Origin of the sequence: Paenibacillus athensensis (genome assembly GCF_004514475.2) — a bacterium.
Classification (GTDB): domain Bacteria; phylum Bacillota; class Bacilli; order Paenibacillales; family NBRC-103111; genus Paenibacillus_AL; species Paenibacillus_AL athensensis.
Genome location: NZ_MYFO02000001.1, coordinates 57,152 through 73,108, shown reverse-complemented (window position 1 = coordinate 73,108; position 15,957 = coordinate 57,152). Strand labels below are relative to the sequence as shown.

Sequence of the window (15,957 nt, the reverse complement as noted above, 5' to 3'; positions counted from 1 at the left end):
CACGTTACATTCAAGTGAGCGCACCACCTCCTTTCATACGAAAAACCGAATGGGATAACCGCGGTATCAACCGCTTTCAGAGCCGACTTATCGGAGTTGGAGGAAGTGAGCCCTAACAGGAGAGGACCGAATCGTCAGCTGTATATTCAAGTACACAAAGCTTGACAATGAGCAAAATCAGAAGCTTGCAAGCAACACGTGGGATTAAGAAATAAATTGCATGAATTTCACGAAAATATTTTCTTTTTTATCCATTATTTTATAATTAATTTGATTACTTTTCCAATATAGCAGATAAAATGGCTTTTTGTATACGATTTCACGAAATATTTTTAAATATATCACGCAAATATTTGCATAATATATTGTTTTTATGATCATTTCGATTCAAATAAAGAAAAACATTAAGCAGAATTTTCATAAAAAAAGACCGTGACCCGTTGCAGGTCATGGCCGCGTTCATTCGGTTGTTTAGTCCAACTCCTCCCCCGAAGACGGGCGGGACCAATTCCGATATAAAGCCGATTTGCGAATATCGTATCGGGTACTTTGGATTTCTCCTGTAATCTGGATGTCGTGCAAGGTCTCCTCCTGGAGCAGCGGCGATGTTCTCGCATAGAACCGTTCGATCACCAAACGAATTTGCTCGGCGAGCAAAGGTTCACGCTGCCGATAGAAGTTCAGCGTCAGATAATGTGTAAATTTGCAGACGGCATACCCCAACAACGCATGGGAATCTTGCGATAGGTCTGTCCTTGCCAGATTGGGGTGCAGCAGCTTATTGGTCGAGTTAAGCAAGCAGGATCCCGTCAGTGACAGCGGATGCGAGAAGAGCCGGGGAACACGTATTTGAGTGGAGATGAGGATGTCGTTCATAAAAAACTGAATGCTGCGCGGCCCGGTCGCCTCGCCCAGCAAATCTATGCCGAATACCCGGAAAATGCTAGGGTCCGCAGTCATGTTCCACTCCTGATACTCGGGCTCTTTCAACCCGATATAACCGGATATCCCTTTAAAATGACTATCGACTAACGCATACACCGTCGACTCTTTTCCAAACATCCCCGCATCAAGCCGCAACCTGTCCTGCCACTTGCTCAAACCGTCGCAGCTCACCGCGACCTGGCTTCCCGCCGCTGTATCTTCGACATAAATCCAACGCTCATCCAGCAGAAAATGCGTTTCCACAAATTTCTTCAGCTTCTCTACCGAAACACCTAACGGGTTAGTGACAAAATCATAATCCAGCACAATCTCCGTACCGTGCATAAACCTCGCATCTTCTTCCGTCCGACGAACAATATATTTGCTCGACTTGTCCAGCTCCAGCTCATGCATAACCGATTCCGTGTAATGCTTGGTCTTCACGATCACGCGATCCGCCAGCATAAAGCAGGACAGAAACCCGATGCCAAAGCGACCGATCGGCTGAAAATCGTGTTGACCGAGCAAAAATTCGTCAGAGCGGTAATACGACTTGCCAATGTTAAGGAAAAACTCATTAATAATAAAATCGTTCATCCCCACGCCATTGTCCTTGAACACCAGCTTGCCGTGCGGCTGATCGAGAATGATGCGAATTCGCGGCGCGTACCGCTCCTCGTAAGAGGTTCGTTTGGCTTCGGCTTCCAGCCGCAGTCGACAAGCGTCGATCGCATTTTGTAACAGCTCCCGGACGCCGAGCATCCGGTCGCCATAAATATGCTCTCCCATTAGCAGTTGACTGATCGCATCGTAATCGATCCGCAGTTGCTGATTGGCCACTTGGAAGCCTTCGGTTTGAATACGGTTCACCAGCGGGAGCGCCAGCTTGAGCCGGTATTTGGCGTTGCGAAAGCTTAGCGAGAGCGGTACGCATTGGCGAATTTCGTCTTCGATCCAGTCAAAATAGCTCAGTACCTTGCGGTAGATCGCCGGATCCTTACAGCCGCCGTGAAAAACCGGCGATTCCCAGCCTTCGATCATGGAGCTTGGTTCCAGTCGGAAACCCGTCGATTGTACGCTTAGATGCTGCTCCCATTCGCTCTGGCTGTAATCGGTTAGATCGATCGACTTGAACAGATGGTACGGCGTGCGGCGGGCATCAAAATCGAGAATGTCGCCCAATCGCAGCAGCAAAGCGCAAAATTGAAAATTGCACCTGTACGGCCCTTTGACCGATTCTTCCAGCAGCCTGCTTTTGCACCAATCCAAGCCGTAATTGTGGCTTTCGCATAATAACGCAACCTCGTTTGCATAAGAAATTGCCCTGTGGCCCGGCACATGCAGCCATTCCCCGAACCACTGCCGCACATACCGGCCCGACAGCTCGGCATGGATCCGGCGCACATAATCCTGCAAAGCAAACGTCTCATCGCCTTTGAACCGCTCCACAAATTTGGTGTAGTCGTGCGCGCAGCCCTCCAGCTTATTGTTTTTAATTGCCTCAATCGTCTTTTCGTCCGGCGCCATGCCGATATCGTGCAGCAGCGCGCCATAGATCAGCACGGCGATTTCCAGCGGGGACAGGCTTTGCGCGTACGATTCCTGCGGCTGACCCGGAATCATTCCCGGGTCCAGCAGCTCGCACATTCGATCCAGAATCCGGATCGAATGCTCGATATTATGCTGGGTGTAGGTCGGAAACACAATCGTAATGCGCTCCAGATAGTCCTCGGCTATCCGTGCGACGCTCTTGACCTGAGCGTACAGATCGGCGTCCAATCGCTCCAACGCAGTAAACAACTTGGGCTGCTTCAGCTCCAATTTGCTGTGATCGCTCATCAGGGTCCCCCCAGACAACTGTATATTTGTATCCAGTTTACACGAATATCTGCTCGCAGCCTACACCATTTCAGGAAAAAATAGCTAACCGTTCGTACCCGCGCCTGCATCTCCCGCTCTATTCCCAATCTGCCGACGCAATGATACAATGCGATTGTGTAAATGCTTTCACCGAAAGCAAAGGAGGTGACGTTGATGAAAAAAGTACTGTTCTCCGGCCTTATGCTGACGCTGGCGCTGGCGTTTTTCGCCGCCACGGCTTCCGCAGAAAGCACGGTGCTGAAAACCCGCCACGAAACGGCGAAAAATTCGATCAGCAACATTCGCTAATCCGCGCCTCCCTTGCTGCCGCTTGGCCGCACCAGTCGGTTCTGTCAGGCTTGGCAGCAGCGGCTGGCATGCCGCGGAAGAAACGGACACAACGCAACGACCTCAACCTCCACATCGATGTGGAGGTTGAGGTCGTTTTTGCTAACCGTATTTCGCGGTCCGCTGCTTAATACTCGACGTAGCTCGTCACCGATTTGCCCGGCAGGGTGACGCTAAATGAGCCGCCGGAGACGGCAAGGTCGGTCAGCTTGGCCAGATTTTCCGTCGCGCTGGTCCGTCTGCCGGACACGTGGCCAAACGTCATGCCGGACACCGTGGTCGTGATGGACGAGGCGCTATTATTGATCAGGATGACCGAGGCGCGGCCCGTGGCGTTTTTTCCGGCAATGGCGACGATGTTGCTGTCGCTGGAGCTGGCCAGAATGCGCGTATCGTCCGGCCGCAGGTAGCGGCTGAATTGGCCCATGACGTACAGACGTTTGTTCACCGAAAACGTATTGCTGCCGAGCAGGTTGATCAGCCCTTCGCCGGTCGTCGACGAGGCCGGATTGACCGCCCACCAGAACAGCCAGCCCTTCTCGCCGCGCTTGAGGTCCGAAGCGATCATATTGCCCCATTTCAGCCCGTCGGTGATCGACGGATCGTTCGGATTCTGGAAATCGCTGACCTCGGTGCTCATCAGCGGCTTGCCGTACGTGCTGACATCCGTATATGTGCTATAGTCGTGTACGCTGAGGAAATCGAGCTTATCCCGTGTCGCTGCGCTCAGATTGATGATGTAGTTGTTCGACGCCGAGCGGTTCGACCCTTCCGGGCCTCCGACCAGCACGCCCTGATTCAAGCCGTGAACGGCGTCGGCTACCTTGGCCGCCACGGTGTTCATTTCGCTCAGCGTATATTGCGCCGAGGCGTACGGTGTCGACAGGTCCGGTTCATTTTGCACGCTCAGCCATTTAATGTTGAAGCCCAGTGTATTGCGGTAATAGTTGACATACGTCTTCATATAGTTGGCAAATTTGTCGTAATTGTCTGCCTTCAGATGGCCGCCGTTATTCGGCGAGCCGTTGGTCTTCATCCAGCCCGGCGGGCTCCACGGCACGGCGTAAAACTGGTTCATACCGCGATTTTTTGCCTCTTGGGCAAACCAGCGCTGATGCAGGTCGGTGTTCCAGTCCAGCACGCCGTCGGACGGCATAAAAGTCGTCTGCACCGCATCCTGCGAGGACGTATATCCGTTGATCTCCAGACGGACGATGGACAAGCCGGCATTCGAATTGTCCGTGCGGAACAGCGTATCGAGAATTTGCCCCTGCACCGCGGCCGAATAGCCCGTTTTCAGCTCATTGACCGGATGGTTGGCTGCTGCGCCAAATCCCCAGATCGTCTGATACGTCGTGTCCTTGTACACCGTCACCGTGCCGGCCGCTTGCGCCGAAGACGCGAAGCTAAGCAGCAGCGCTGCCGATAACACCATACCCCCATACAGCTTTTTTCTCGTTGAACCCATCATTCAAGCACCTCTTTTCATCAGTTTCGGCCTGATCGACCTCCTTTTACGGTAATATAAAAGCGCTTACAAAACACTGAGGCAAAACGCTTTTTTACTGCACGCGCAAGCGTTTTTGCCCGAATTTGCTTCAATTCAGCGCGATTGAACGAGTCATGCCGCCAAATCCCGTCTATTTGCCGTTCGCGCCTCCCGACATGCTTCACCGGCGCCGCGGACGCAGACTGACGCAACGTCCTTCAGCCCTTGCATCGCAGGGGCCGGCAAGCAACCCGTCTCCACACGGAGCCTCCAAGCGCGAGGCTAGCAAGCACGCCGGCTCCCCGCCCCTATTCCCCGCCGAAACGCTCCTTGTATTCCATCGGATTAATCCCGTGGTATTGCTTGAAAATCCGCGAAAAATGGATGCTGTTCTCATAGCCGACCTTGAGCGCGATTTCGTAGCTTTTGAAGGAGGTCGTCAGCAGCAGCTCGCGCGCCTTGCGCATCCGCACGTTGACACAATAGGTCCAAATGGTCATGCCGGCTTGCTCCTTGAACATTTTGGCCAAATAGGAGCGGCTCATCGCCACATGATCGGCCAGATCCTGCAGCCCCCAATTGCCGGCGTAATGCTGCTCAATGTAGCGCTTGACCTGATCGACGGCGCTTTCCTTTTGCAAGTTTTTGGCCTTGCGGGCGCGATCCATCAGCAGATTGGCCGCTTCCTCCAGCCGTTTCACGGCACGCAGCCGGAAATACTGCCGCACTTGCGAGCGCTGGAGCATAGGCGCGGCTTCGGCGAAGCCAAGGTCCAGCGTCTCGTCCAGCGCCACTTCAATGCCCATTTTCTTCAGCTCGGCTACGAGCAGCTCCGTCCAAGCCAGCGCCAGCTCGTCCAACTGTTCATATCGTCCCTCGACCCATTGCTCCAGCAGATCCAGCGTATCGACAATCAACAAGGGCTGACCGTGCAAGTAGACGGTAAGCACCAGCTCCAGCCACTGCTCCAGCAAAAGCTTATGCAGCGGCAGCTTGCGCAGCAGCAATTGACTGGCCTCGCTGCGCCGCTGGCTGTGCAGCTTGCGCAGCGCCTTGTCGACGGCTTCGCCCAGCAGCTGTGGATCGATCGGCTTGAGCACATAATCGACAGCGCCAAGCAGCATGCTTTTTTTCGCATATTGAAAATCGTCATAGCTGGAAATCACTACGCACGTCATCCACGGGTACAAGCGGTTGATCTCCTCGATCAATTGCAGACCGTCCACAAGCGGCATCCGCACATCGGTTACACACAGATCGGCATAATGCTCCTTGAGCCATTCCAGCGCTTTGCTGCCGTTAGCCAGCGTCGCCGACACCGCAATGCCGGCCATTTCGGACAATTGAATCGCCAGGCTTTCGCGGATCAATTCCTCGTCATCGACAATCATCAGTCTGTTCATGCGGCCCCTCCTTCCAGGGTCAGCGGCAGCGTGATCTCGACCACCGCGCCTCCGCCGTCGGGCAAATTGTAAAACGCCATTGCGCCCTGCGCCTGAGCAAACAGTCGCAGTCGGTAAATGAGATTCGACAAACCGACCTGTCTGGACCGATCAAACCCGTTGTCGGCCGCGCCTTGCTCCTCCTGCAGCCTCGTCAGGGTAGCTTCGTCAAACCCGCAGCCGTTATCGCGCACCGTCAGCCGCAGACGGCCATCCTCCAACAGCTGTCCCGCGACCTCGATATGGACGGATTCGCCGGTCGTTTCACGGCCGTGCTTGATGCAATTTTCCACCAGCGGCTGCAGCAGCGCCTTCGTACAAATCGCTTCCTGCAGCTCAGGCGGCACGTTGATTTCATACGTCACTTCGTCCTTGTAGCGGACCTTCATAATCCGCAAATAATGCTCCAGATGCTGCAGCTCCTCGCGAACGGTCACCTGAATATGCTTGTAATCCGACGTGTAGCGCAGCATATTGGAGAGATTGACCGAAACGAGCCCGATATGCGGCTGCTTGGCGATGACAGCCATTGAATTGATCGTTTCCAGCGTATTGTAAAGAAAATGGGAATTGATTTGCGCCTGCAGCGCCGAAACGACAGCCCGGTGCTGGAGCACCCGCGTCTCGGCCAAATCATGCACCGATTGCTCCAGATGGCCCAGCAGGTTATTAAACGAAATACTCAGGTCGGCCACCTCGTCCGAGCCTTCGACCCGGGCCCGCACGTTCAAATCGTTCGTCAGCTGCATCGTCTTCATCAGCCGGCGCAGCGCAAGAATCCGCCTTGTGATCGAAGAAGCGGCAAAATAAGTCAAAATCGCCGAAATGATCAGCGCGCCGATCGCGACGACAAGCATCATGTTGCGGGTAGAGGAAATGCTTTTTCCAATTTCTTCATAAGGCAAAATCGCGATAATTTTCCAGCCGGTAATCGGAATCGTCTGAAACACGACCAGCTCATTGCCGGACTGCTCAAAAATCGCTCCCTCCTTTTTGCCCTTCACCGCTTCGACAATCCGGTCGTCCAAATGACCCATCACCTGATCGGCGTTGGAATGGTGAATGATCGTTCCGGCATCGTCGACGACAGCGGCTGCCCCTGAGCTGGTAATGCTGATTTGATCCATCACCCGCTGCGACGGGCCGAGCGAAATGTCGATTTTTAAATAACCCCCGCCCTCGACCTGCTTGAACAGCGTCAATACAGGAATATGCATCGGCTTGCTGGCCGAGTCGAGATAATGGTCGGACATGCCGGTAATAAACTTGATTTTTTCAAAATTGCCGGAAGATTGGAAATAGGGCTCGCTTTGGATGCTGTAGTTCAACGGAAGCGTATATAAATTGCAAAAATGCTGCTCGAAGCCGCGCGGATTGTATAGGGACACCGACAGCACCTCGGGATATTGCAAAAACATCCGATTCAAGTAATTTTCCTTCATCCACTCGTAGGTACGGATCGACTCCGACGTCAGCTTGGGTGAGGTCATACGCATCCAGTCGCGCACCTCCAGACTGCTGGAAAACATCAGAAACGCAAATTCGTATTCCGCATAGTAACGGTCCAGGTTCATGTTGGCTTGCTTGAGCACCTGCACGCTCAGATGATCGATATCGCGGCGCAAATACGAGGACGTCTGATTGTACCCGAGCAGGCCGATCAAGGAAACGGTAAATACGAGAATGGTGACAATAATAGAAATCAGCTTCCATTTCAAGGAACGGCGCATCGTTTTATACATGGATGTCAGCATGCAACTTGCCTCCCGTTGCGAGGTATCGTACCTTTCATCATAGTCCCCTCCGGGTGCGCGCGCAATGAGGGAAAAGTTTGAAATCCTATAGCGATCGTACTTTTTCGACATTTTGCGCACAAAAAAAGCCACCCGCCGTCATCGGCGGGCAGCTGCTTGCTTATTGCTGATATTTGTAGATGAACATCCGGTACAGCATGACCGCTGCTTCCGCCCGCGTGGTTGAACCAAGCGGATGAAGCAGGCCGCCGTCGCCTTGAATGAAGCCTTGCTCGCTCATCGCAGCAATCGCCTCTACGGCGTACGGCGCCACGTCGGCGGCGTCGCCGAACGACAGCTCCTTGCCGGCCGGCGTTGCGAGCGGCAAACCGCTTTGCTCCAGTGCACGCGCCAGCATCGTAAACATCTCCTGACGGGAGATCCGCTCGCGCGGCGCAAACAACGAGTCGGTACGTCCATTGACGATGCCGAGCTGATGGGCGATGCCAACGGCTTCATAATAATAGTCGCCGGCTTGGACATCGGTAAAGGAAGCATGGAATTTCGCTGTAAAGCCGAAGGTTTCGACCAGCAGCTTGGTGAAATCGGCACGGGTGACCGGGCTGGCCGGATCAAAAGCTGTCTCGCTTACGCCCTGGATAATCCCTTTGGCCGCGAGCGCTTCAATCGCCTGCTGTGCCCAGGCCATCCGGCCAAGATCGGTGAACGCCGACTCGCCGAATGCAACGACATAGGTCGAGAAATGCGTCGTTGTAAATGTCATTTCTCCAGCGCCAGCGTCGTAGCGGCCGGTCGGCATCAGCTGCGCCCCACCCTGACCGTCGACGTACCAGACGTTCAGCAGCTCGGGACGGCTGCGCTCGCTCGCTGGCGGCGCGTAAGGGATGCGCACCTGCACCGCCGCGCCTTCCTTGAACGCCAGCGGCTGCCCGGCGGCTGTGATTTGCAGCTCCACTGCCGTACCGGGACGGCCTGGGGCATGCGCGGCCTGACTGCGGTCGGCTGCGCCAATCGCTACTGTCAGCGGCTGGTCGCCCGCTGCTTGCCCGTTGCCGGCAAGCAGATCGCCCGGCAGCGTCAGCGTGCCCAGCGCGGTTGCGAGCTGCAAGGCGCGTCCGCCAGTCTGGCCGTTCAGGAAGGCTGCCGGCAGCTGCAGCTCGTAAGTCGTTGCACCGGCTGTCGGCTCCACCCGCACAACGGCCGGCGCTTGACCCGACTGCTGGCGGAACGCCTGCTCCAGCGCGGCTTTGTCCAGCGACACCGCCGCTTTGCCGCTTTTCACGGTCAAGCTGCCTGCCGGCACGGTCACCGTACCGCCGTTGACCGGCGTCGTACCCGTGCCCGGCGTGGCGGGATCAGTCGGGCTGCCCGAGCCTGGCGTTGTTCCCGGCGAAGACCCCGAGCCGGAGCCGGACGACGCGGATGCGGTGCGCACCGTCAAGGTCGGCCCGTTATCCGACCAGTTGCCGGCTTCGTCGCCGGCTTCGACCTTGAGCGTATACAGCGTATTTGGCGTCAGGCCCGTTACCTGCCACGACGTATTCGCTGTTGTCGCAATCGTCTGGCCGCCGAGCAGCAGCTTGTATAACGTCACGCCCATGCGGTCGACGGCTTCGCTCCAGCGGACGCCCAGCGACGTTCGCGTCACCGTCGGCGCCGTCAGGCTGCTGCCGGCCGGCCATCCCGGTGCGGTCGTATCGGTCGGCACCGCAATCACCGGATCGTCGGTTGCCGGACCAAACACGGTGGCGTTGCCGGTCGGATCGACCGCCTCCACCTTGTAGACGGCGTCCGCCGATGCGTCCTGCAGCGTATGGCTCGTCGCGCTGCCGTCAACCTCGGCGGCCTGCACGCCATTGCGATAGATCACGTAATGATCGACCGCGATGTTGTCGACGGCGGCGTCCCAGGTCAGCGTCACCTGACCGCTGCCTTGTACCGCCGTCACCCGCGAGCCGGTCGGCCATTGCGGCGTGATCGTATCGATTTGCAGCGTGCGGGCCGCAAGCTCCAGCGGCAACGAAACGTTGCCCGCTTCGTCCAGCGCGACGACGCTCAGCGCGTAGCTGCGGTCCGCCTGCAGGCCATTGAGCCAGTAGCCGGCGATATCCTTGCCCACCGTGACCAGCGGTGTGCCGTCCACGGCGAGGCGGTAGCCGGTCACGCCGGTATCGTCGCCGGCTTGCGGCCAGCTCACCTGCAGGCCGTAGGCCGCGGTCTTCGACGCGCTCAGCGCGCTGCCGCCGCTCCAGACCGGCGCCGCCGTATCGGCCGCAAGCGTCGCTTGCGTCAGCGCCGGCAAGCCGGCGGCGTTGCCGGCGGCATCGCGGGCTTCCACGCGGAACGTATAGCTCGTTCCCGGCGTCAGCCCCGCGACCGCGAGCTGGCCCGCCGTTCCCGGCGTCGTGCCGATCAGCGCGCTGCCCTGATACACGTCGTAGGCCGCGACGCCGTAGTTGTCAGTTGCCGCCGGCCAATGCAGCGTCAGCCCGTACCGTCCGACGCTGCCGGCTGTAACCGCCGCTCCGCCCGGCCACACCGGGCTGAGCGTATCGGCGGCCGGCGTCGTCACCGACGCAGAAGGCCCGTCGGTCGAAGCTTGCGCCGTATCAACGGCTTCAACCTTGAACGTATACGCGGTTCCCGGCGTCAAGCCCTCGACCTGGTAGCTGTAGACATCGGCAGCCACAGTCGCAAGCTCTGCGCCATTGCGGTACACCTTGTAGCCATTAATGCCAACGGCGTCGGCTGCGCCGCTCCAGCTCAATCCGGCCGTCTGCGGCGTCAATGCGCTGACCGTCAGGTTCGCACCGCTCCATACCGGCGGCGCGGCATCGGCCGGCAGTTCCTCTGTGCCGACCGACAAATACGGCCGGTAGACAGCATTGGCTCCCGATGCTTCCCGCGCATACATATCGACGTTCTGATCAAGCCACAGATCGTCCTGCAGCTTGAAGCTGATCGTCTTGTCGCCGCCGGCTTCGAGCGCCGTCTGCGCCGTAACGTCCAATTTCTTCCAATACCCGGCATTGCGAATGGTCGTGCTCGTGATCATCGCGCCGTCTACCGGCTTGTTCTGCCAGTTGATCGTCGTTTCCGTCCAGTCGTCGCCTGTGCTGTACAGGTTCATGCCGATATCCATATTCGGCGTCTGCACCGCGAAGACATAAACATTCAGCGACGCGTCGTAAACGCTGCCCGTGACCGAGGTCAGCGGGAATTTCAAATATGCGCGGCGGTTATTGCCGGTATTTTTGTTCGTATCGCTGCCGGAGACGCCGGCCGCGTTCTTGAAGCGCAAATAATCGAGATTGTTCGTCGTGCCCGCGCCGCCGAGCGTTGCCGGCGCTTGAATGAATGCGTCGGCGCTCGGATACACAACGGTCGTCTTGCGGACGACGCCGGAGAACGTCGCGACCGTGACTGCCGGACCGGACGCGGACCAGTTGCCGGCGGCATCGCCCGCTTCGACGCGGAACGTATACGTCTTGGCCGGGGTCAGACCGGTCGCGTCATACGCCAGCGTGCTGCCGTCTACTACGGCCAGCTCGCTATCGTTCGCATACAGCTTGTAGCCGGTCACGCCCACCGCATCGCTGGCCGGCGTCCACGCCAGATGCACCGTATGGTCAGTCAGCGCGCTGTAGACCAGCCCGCGACCCTCCGGCCATGCCGGCGCGGTCGTATCGGGCCCCGCCAGCGTGCTCGCCGTCAGCGCCGGTCCGGTCGCCGACCAATTGCCGGCGGCGTCGCCTGCTTCGACGCGGAACGCATACGCCGTATGCGGCGTCAGACCCGGCACGCGGAAGCTTTGCGCCGAAGCCGGCAGCGTCGTCAGCTCCTGCCCGCCCTGCAGCACGCGGTACGCCGTCACGCCGGTGCTGTCTGTGGCGGCCGGCCAGCCGAGCAGCAGGCTCGTCTCGCCGATTTCCGACGCCGTCAGCGCCGCGCTGCCGTCCCACACCGGAGCGGCCGTGTCAGGCGCGCCAAGCGTGCGGAAGGTGACGATTGGGCCGCCAGCCGACAGGTTGCCGTCGCTGTCCTTCGCCTCAACGCGCGCCGTATACAGCTTGCCGGGCTCAAGGCCGCCTAGCGTATAGCTCGTCTCCGGCGTATCGGCCTCAATCTGCCCGTTTACATAGAGCCGGTAGCCGTCAGCGCCGTCGTTGTCGACGCCCGCGGGCCAGCTCAACGTCGCTCCGGTCAACCCGAGCCCGGATACGGACAGCAGCGATCCCACTTTCCAGCCAGGCAGCACCGTATCTGCGCCAGCGACCGCCGTTACGGCTATCGGTTCACCCGGCAGCGACACATGGCCCTGGGCATCCAACGCCTCCACGGTAAACGTGTAGCTGGCCCCCGGCGTCAATCCCGTCGCGTCGAAGCTCGTCACATTCGCCGGCAGCTCCTTGACGAGCGTGCCGTCCCGATAGACGCGATAGCCGGTTACGGCCTGATTGTCATGAGCGGCCGGCCATGTCAGGCTGGCCGAGGTCGGCGATACATTCGTGGCTTTGAATACGCTGCCGTATGGCCATACCGGCGCCGTGATCTCATCGCTTTGGCCCGGCAGTGCCAGCGGCGCGAATGGCTCGGCCGTGCCGCCGTTTGATGGCGAGCCCCAGACGACAGTCACCTTGTTGTCTTGCCCTTTGAGCAAAGACGCCTTGACCGTCTGGCTGACGCCGCCATACGTCACCGTAATGTCGTAGTCGCCGTAGAAGCCGCGCGTCTGATAGACGCCGTCGGCGTTCGTCGCGCCGCTCACATCGGTCCACCACGTCTCATAAATCAGCTTGCGCCATTGCTCGCCGGACGGCTTGAGCGTCCAGTCGCGGCGGAACAGCGGCGCATTGTTCTGCCAGTGCGCGCCGTCCCAGAAGCCCCACATCGTAAACGACTGCACGTTCGGATGGCTGAAAGCCGCCAGCAAAATGTCGCGCGTGAATTTGCCCTGTACATCCTCCTTGGGCGAGTTGACGTCAAACTCGGTTATCGCAATTTCCGGCGCATATTGGCTGAAATGCGTCAGCTGATTATAAAATCCCATCGGACTGACCGGCGTGGAGCCAAAATGCGCCTGAATGCCGATGCCGTCAATCGGCGCGCCGTTATCCTTCATCGACTGCAAGATGTTCGAAAAATTCTGAATCACCGGCGCGTCAACGCCGAGAATTTGCGTTTCGTTCACATACAGCTTGGCCGCCGGGTCGGCTTCTTTGGCCCGCTTGAACCAATTGGCCAGCTCCGCGCCGGGGTCTGCGTACGTGCTGCGCAGCAAGCTGTTAAGCACCGGCTCGTTGAGCACGTCCCAGTTGTACAGCCGTCCGCGGAAATAGCCGGCCAGCTCGTGAATATGATCGGCAATCCGCTTGTCCAGCGCGGCGTGGTCGCTCGCCAGCCCCGGCACGTCGGCCGGCAGACGCGAAGCGCCGTCCCACACCAGCGCGTGGCCGCGAATGTCAAAGCCGTTCTCGCCAAGCCAGTTGTACAGCTTGACCGCTCGCGACTTGTCCTGCTCCCACCACGGCCATTTCATTTCGTTCTCCATCACGACCGAATTGAAATTTTCCTTGAGCTTCGTTCGGTAGGTCTGGGCGTCGGCGTCAGTCCCGAACAGCATCGTCGAATTGACCGCCGTGCCGAATTTGAAATCGTGCTGCGTCATCTGCACATGCACGTCTGCGCCTTCCATCGGACGGCCTTCGGCGTCCTGCACCGCCACCTGCAAATCGCCCTTGCGGATTTGCTCGATGCGCGCGTTCGCTTCGGCCCGCCACGGGGCGTCTTCTTCCATCCCGTCATAGACGACGGGTGTGCTCGGCAGGCTGTCGAAGGTTATCGCCTTCTTGTAATTGACGACGCGCAGGTCGGCAATTTCGATCACCTGCGGCTTGTAGCCAAGCCGGAACGTAATCTGCGGCGTATTCTCCTCCATAACCAGTGCCGCCTTGATCGGCACGAGAAATTTTTTCCACGTATTCGGAATGGTGATCGTCTCGTTGATCGATTTGTCGAAGGTGACGGTTTTCTCCATCACAAGCGAAGCCGTGCCTTCAGCCGTCTCAACGGTCGAACTGATCGTCCGGGCGTAAAATGTCGCCAGAATCACATCGTCCTTCTCGATTCGCGGAGCAATCGGAAACACGTATTGCAGCAAATACGTGCTGGCTGGTTGCACGTTCGTAGCAAATTGCAGCGCTTCTGTAAAGCTTTGGCCTTCGACCGCCACTTTGGTAGCGGTTCCATAAGCAGGCGCTTCAGGATTGAGCGCTGCCCCCGGCTGGTTGATGCCAGCCAGCAGCACCTCGCTGCCCGGCAGTTGGGCCAACTCGTCCTCGGTCAACGCTTGTGCTTTCGCCGTCGTCGGCAGCAGGGGGACGATCAACAGCAGACCGATTAACAGCAGTGTGAGCGATCTATGCAAGCGAATGTTCACGATCTTCATCCTTCTTTCCCTGAAGTTATGGCGCGCATATAGCTGTGACCCGCCTGGCCGGCGGAAGGCGCGGCGCAGGCGGGCTCGGCAGCTATGAGGAGCGGATGTTACTTCTTGCGGTTGGCGTTGTACCAGTCGGTCAATTCCTTGATCGCTTGCTCACCGCCCTGTTTCTTCCAGCTCGCTACGTATTCGTCAAAATAGTCGAGCGGCTTTTCGCCGAGAATGATTTTTGCCGCGGCTTCCTGGAACGAACCTCTATAGCCCAGCTCGGCGTTTTTCGTCAGCGTTTCCGACGGCGGCATGCCGGCAGTCGGATTGACGATGCCTTCCTGACGCGACGTTTCGATGGTCGACAGCAGCTTGTTGAACGCTTCGTCGTTGTTGATGAGCACCTTCTGCGCCGCTTCGTTGAAGCCGTGCATCTGAAAGACGGAGGAACGCCATTTCACGTCGGCGTCTTTTTCCGGATTGTAGGTGATTTTGTCGCCTTCTTTGGTGTAGGACTGGCCTTCGATGCCCAACTCGGTGAACATTTGGCCTTCGTCCGAAACCAGCCAATCGAACATGCGGACGATCGCTTCGGGGTTCGGTGCATCCTTGTGGACGACGAACGTTTTGAGCACCGGCTTCTCGACGCGGCCGAGCTGGCCATCATAGCCTTCGCCGCGCGGCGTCGGAATGGCGACGACATTCGGATGCTTGTCAGGCAGCAGCTTGCTCAGCTCCTTTTGCCACGGATCCCATACCCCGAATACGACGTGGTCCCACGAGCCGACGAGATCGGACTTGATTTTCTGATCCCAGATCGCCCGGGTATTCGTCAGGAATTCGGTATCGATCAGCTTTTCCTCATACATCGTGTGCAGCGTGCCAAGCGCCTTTTTCATATTCGGGCTGACGTAACCCGGCATCACTTCACCGTTATACAGCGTGTTGGAATCGAGATTGACCCCGTACATGCCGAAAATATTGTCGGCCCACTCGAATTTCTCGCGGGACGAGAACGGAATTTCATCCTTCGCGCCGTTGCCGTTCGGGTCCTTGTCACGGAATGCACGCAGCATGTCGAGGAATTCCGCCGACGTTTTCGGCGTCTGGATGCCCAGCTTATCCATCCAGTCCTTGCGCACATAGATCACGCGCTCGGCCGGCGCGTTGCCTTGTGCGGGCTGCGGAATCGCGAGGATTTTGCCGTTCAAGGTGACGGCGTCCCACGCGGATTGCGGGATATTTTTTTTCAAATTCGGTCCGTATTTATCGATATACGGCTTGAGGTCAAGCGCCAGTCCATTGATCACCAGATCGGACGTCTCGATGCCCCACACCATATGCACGTTCGGGATGTCGCCGGAGGCGAATTTCAGCTTGAGCTGGTCGGCATAGTTCTCGTGCGGCAGGAACGTGATGTTGAGGTCGGTGTTCGTTTTTTGCGCGATATATTTCACGGTCGCCAGATCCATCGACTTGCCGCCGGGAATTTGCTGGGCGTTGTTGGAGACGAACATCGTAATTTTGGCAGGCGCGGTTGGCTGCGCGCTTTGGCTCGCTTCCGGCGATGCCGCCGACGGCGAGGACGCTGCATTTTTATCGGTTCCACAAGCGGCCAACACGCCGGCCAAGCAGATGACACAGCTGATCGTAAGCGTTTTTTTCAATGTGATTTTCATGGATGAGACCCTCCCTGGTTATCTTTTTCAT

Annotated in this window: 7 protein-coding genes; 1 reads left to right on the top strand and 6 read right to left on the bottom strand. The window is 57.8% G+C overall.

All coding sequences use genetic code 11. The features are described 5' to 3' along the window. Positions 1 to 471 precede the first annotated feature (471 nt). Positions 472 to 2,763: an HD domain-containing protein gene (locus B5M42_RS00295; protein WP_134750822.1), complete on the bottom strand. Its 2,292-nt coding sequence runs from the start codon at positions 2,761 to 2,763 to the stop codon at positions 472 to 474. A 195-nt stretch (positions 2,764 to 2,958) separates the two neighbouring features. On the opposite strand from B5M42_RS00295, the gene B5M42_RS25210 reads away from it, so the two are divergent. Continuing rightward, positions 2,959 to 3,093, top strand: coding sequence for a hypothetical protein (locus B5M42_RS25210; protein ID WP_268999022.1), 135 nt, complete (start codon positions 2,959 to 2,961; stop codon positions 3,091 to 3,093). 166 nt (positions 3,094 to 3,259) lie between these two features. On the opposite strand, the gene B5M42_RS00290 is transcribed toward B5M42_RS25210, so the two are convergent. The 5 genes from B5M42_RS00290 to B5M42_RS00270 all read right to left on the bottom strand — a co-directional run bounded on the left by B5M42_RS00290 (position 3,260) and on the right by B5M42_RS00270 (position 15,926). After that, on the bottom strand, positions 3,260 to 4,603 hold the full coding sequence (locus B5M42_RS00290) for a glycoside hydrolase (protein ID WP_134750824.1): 1,344 nt from the start codon (positions 4,601 to 4,603) through the stop codon (positions 3,260 to 3,262). Between the two features lie 326 nt (positions 4,604 to 4,929). Next, positions 4,930 to 6,024 (bottom strand): response regulator, encoded by a 1,095-nt coding sequence (locus B5M42_RS00285; protein WP_134750826.1) that lies wholly within the window; start codon positions 6,022 to 6,024, stop codon positions 4,930 to 4,932. After that, the gene (locus B5M42_RS00280; protein WP_167689696.1) at positions 6,021 to 7,817 is read right to left on the bottom strand and encodes a cache domain-containing sensor histidine kinase; all 1,797 of its coding nucleotides are present in this window, start codon (positions 7,815 to 7,817) and stop codon (positions 6,021 to 6,023) included. Before B5M42_RS00280 ends, B5M42_RS00285 begins: the two co-directional genes overlap by 4 nt. A gap of 160 nt (positions 7,818 to 7,977) precedes the next feature. Then, positions 7,978 to 14,256 carry a fibronectin type III domain-containing protein gene (locus tag B5M42_RS00275; RefSeq protein ID WP_230632533.1) on the bottom strand — a complete coding sequence of 2,093 codons (6,279 nt, stop codon included), beginning with the start codon at positions 14,254 to 14,256 and terminating at the stop codon, positions 7,978 to 7,980. Positions 14,257 to 14,363: 107 nt separating this feature from the next. Then, positions 14,364 to 15,926 carry an extracellular solute-binding protein gene (locus B5M42_RS00270; protein WP_134757377.1) on the bottom strand — a complete coding sequence of 521 codons (1,563 nt, stop codon included), beginning with the start codon at positions 15,924 to 15,926 and terminating at the stop codon, positions 14,364 to 14,366. Positions 15,927 to 15,957: the final 31 nt, after the last annotated feature.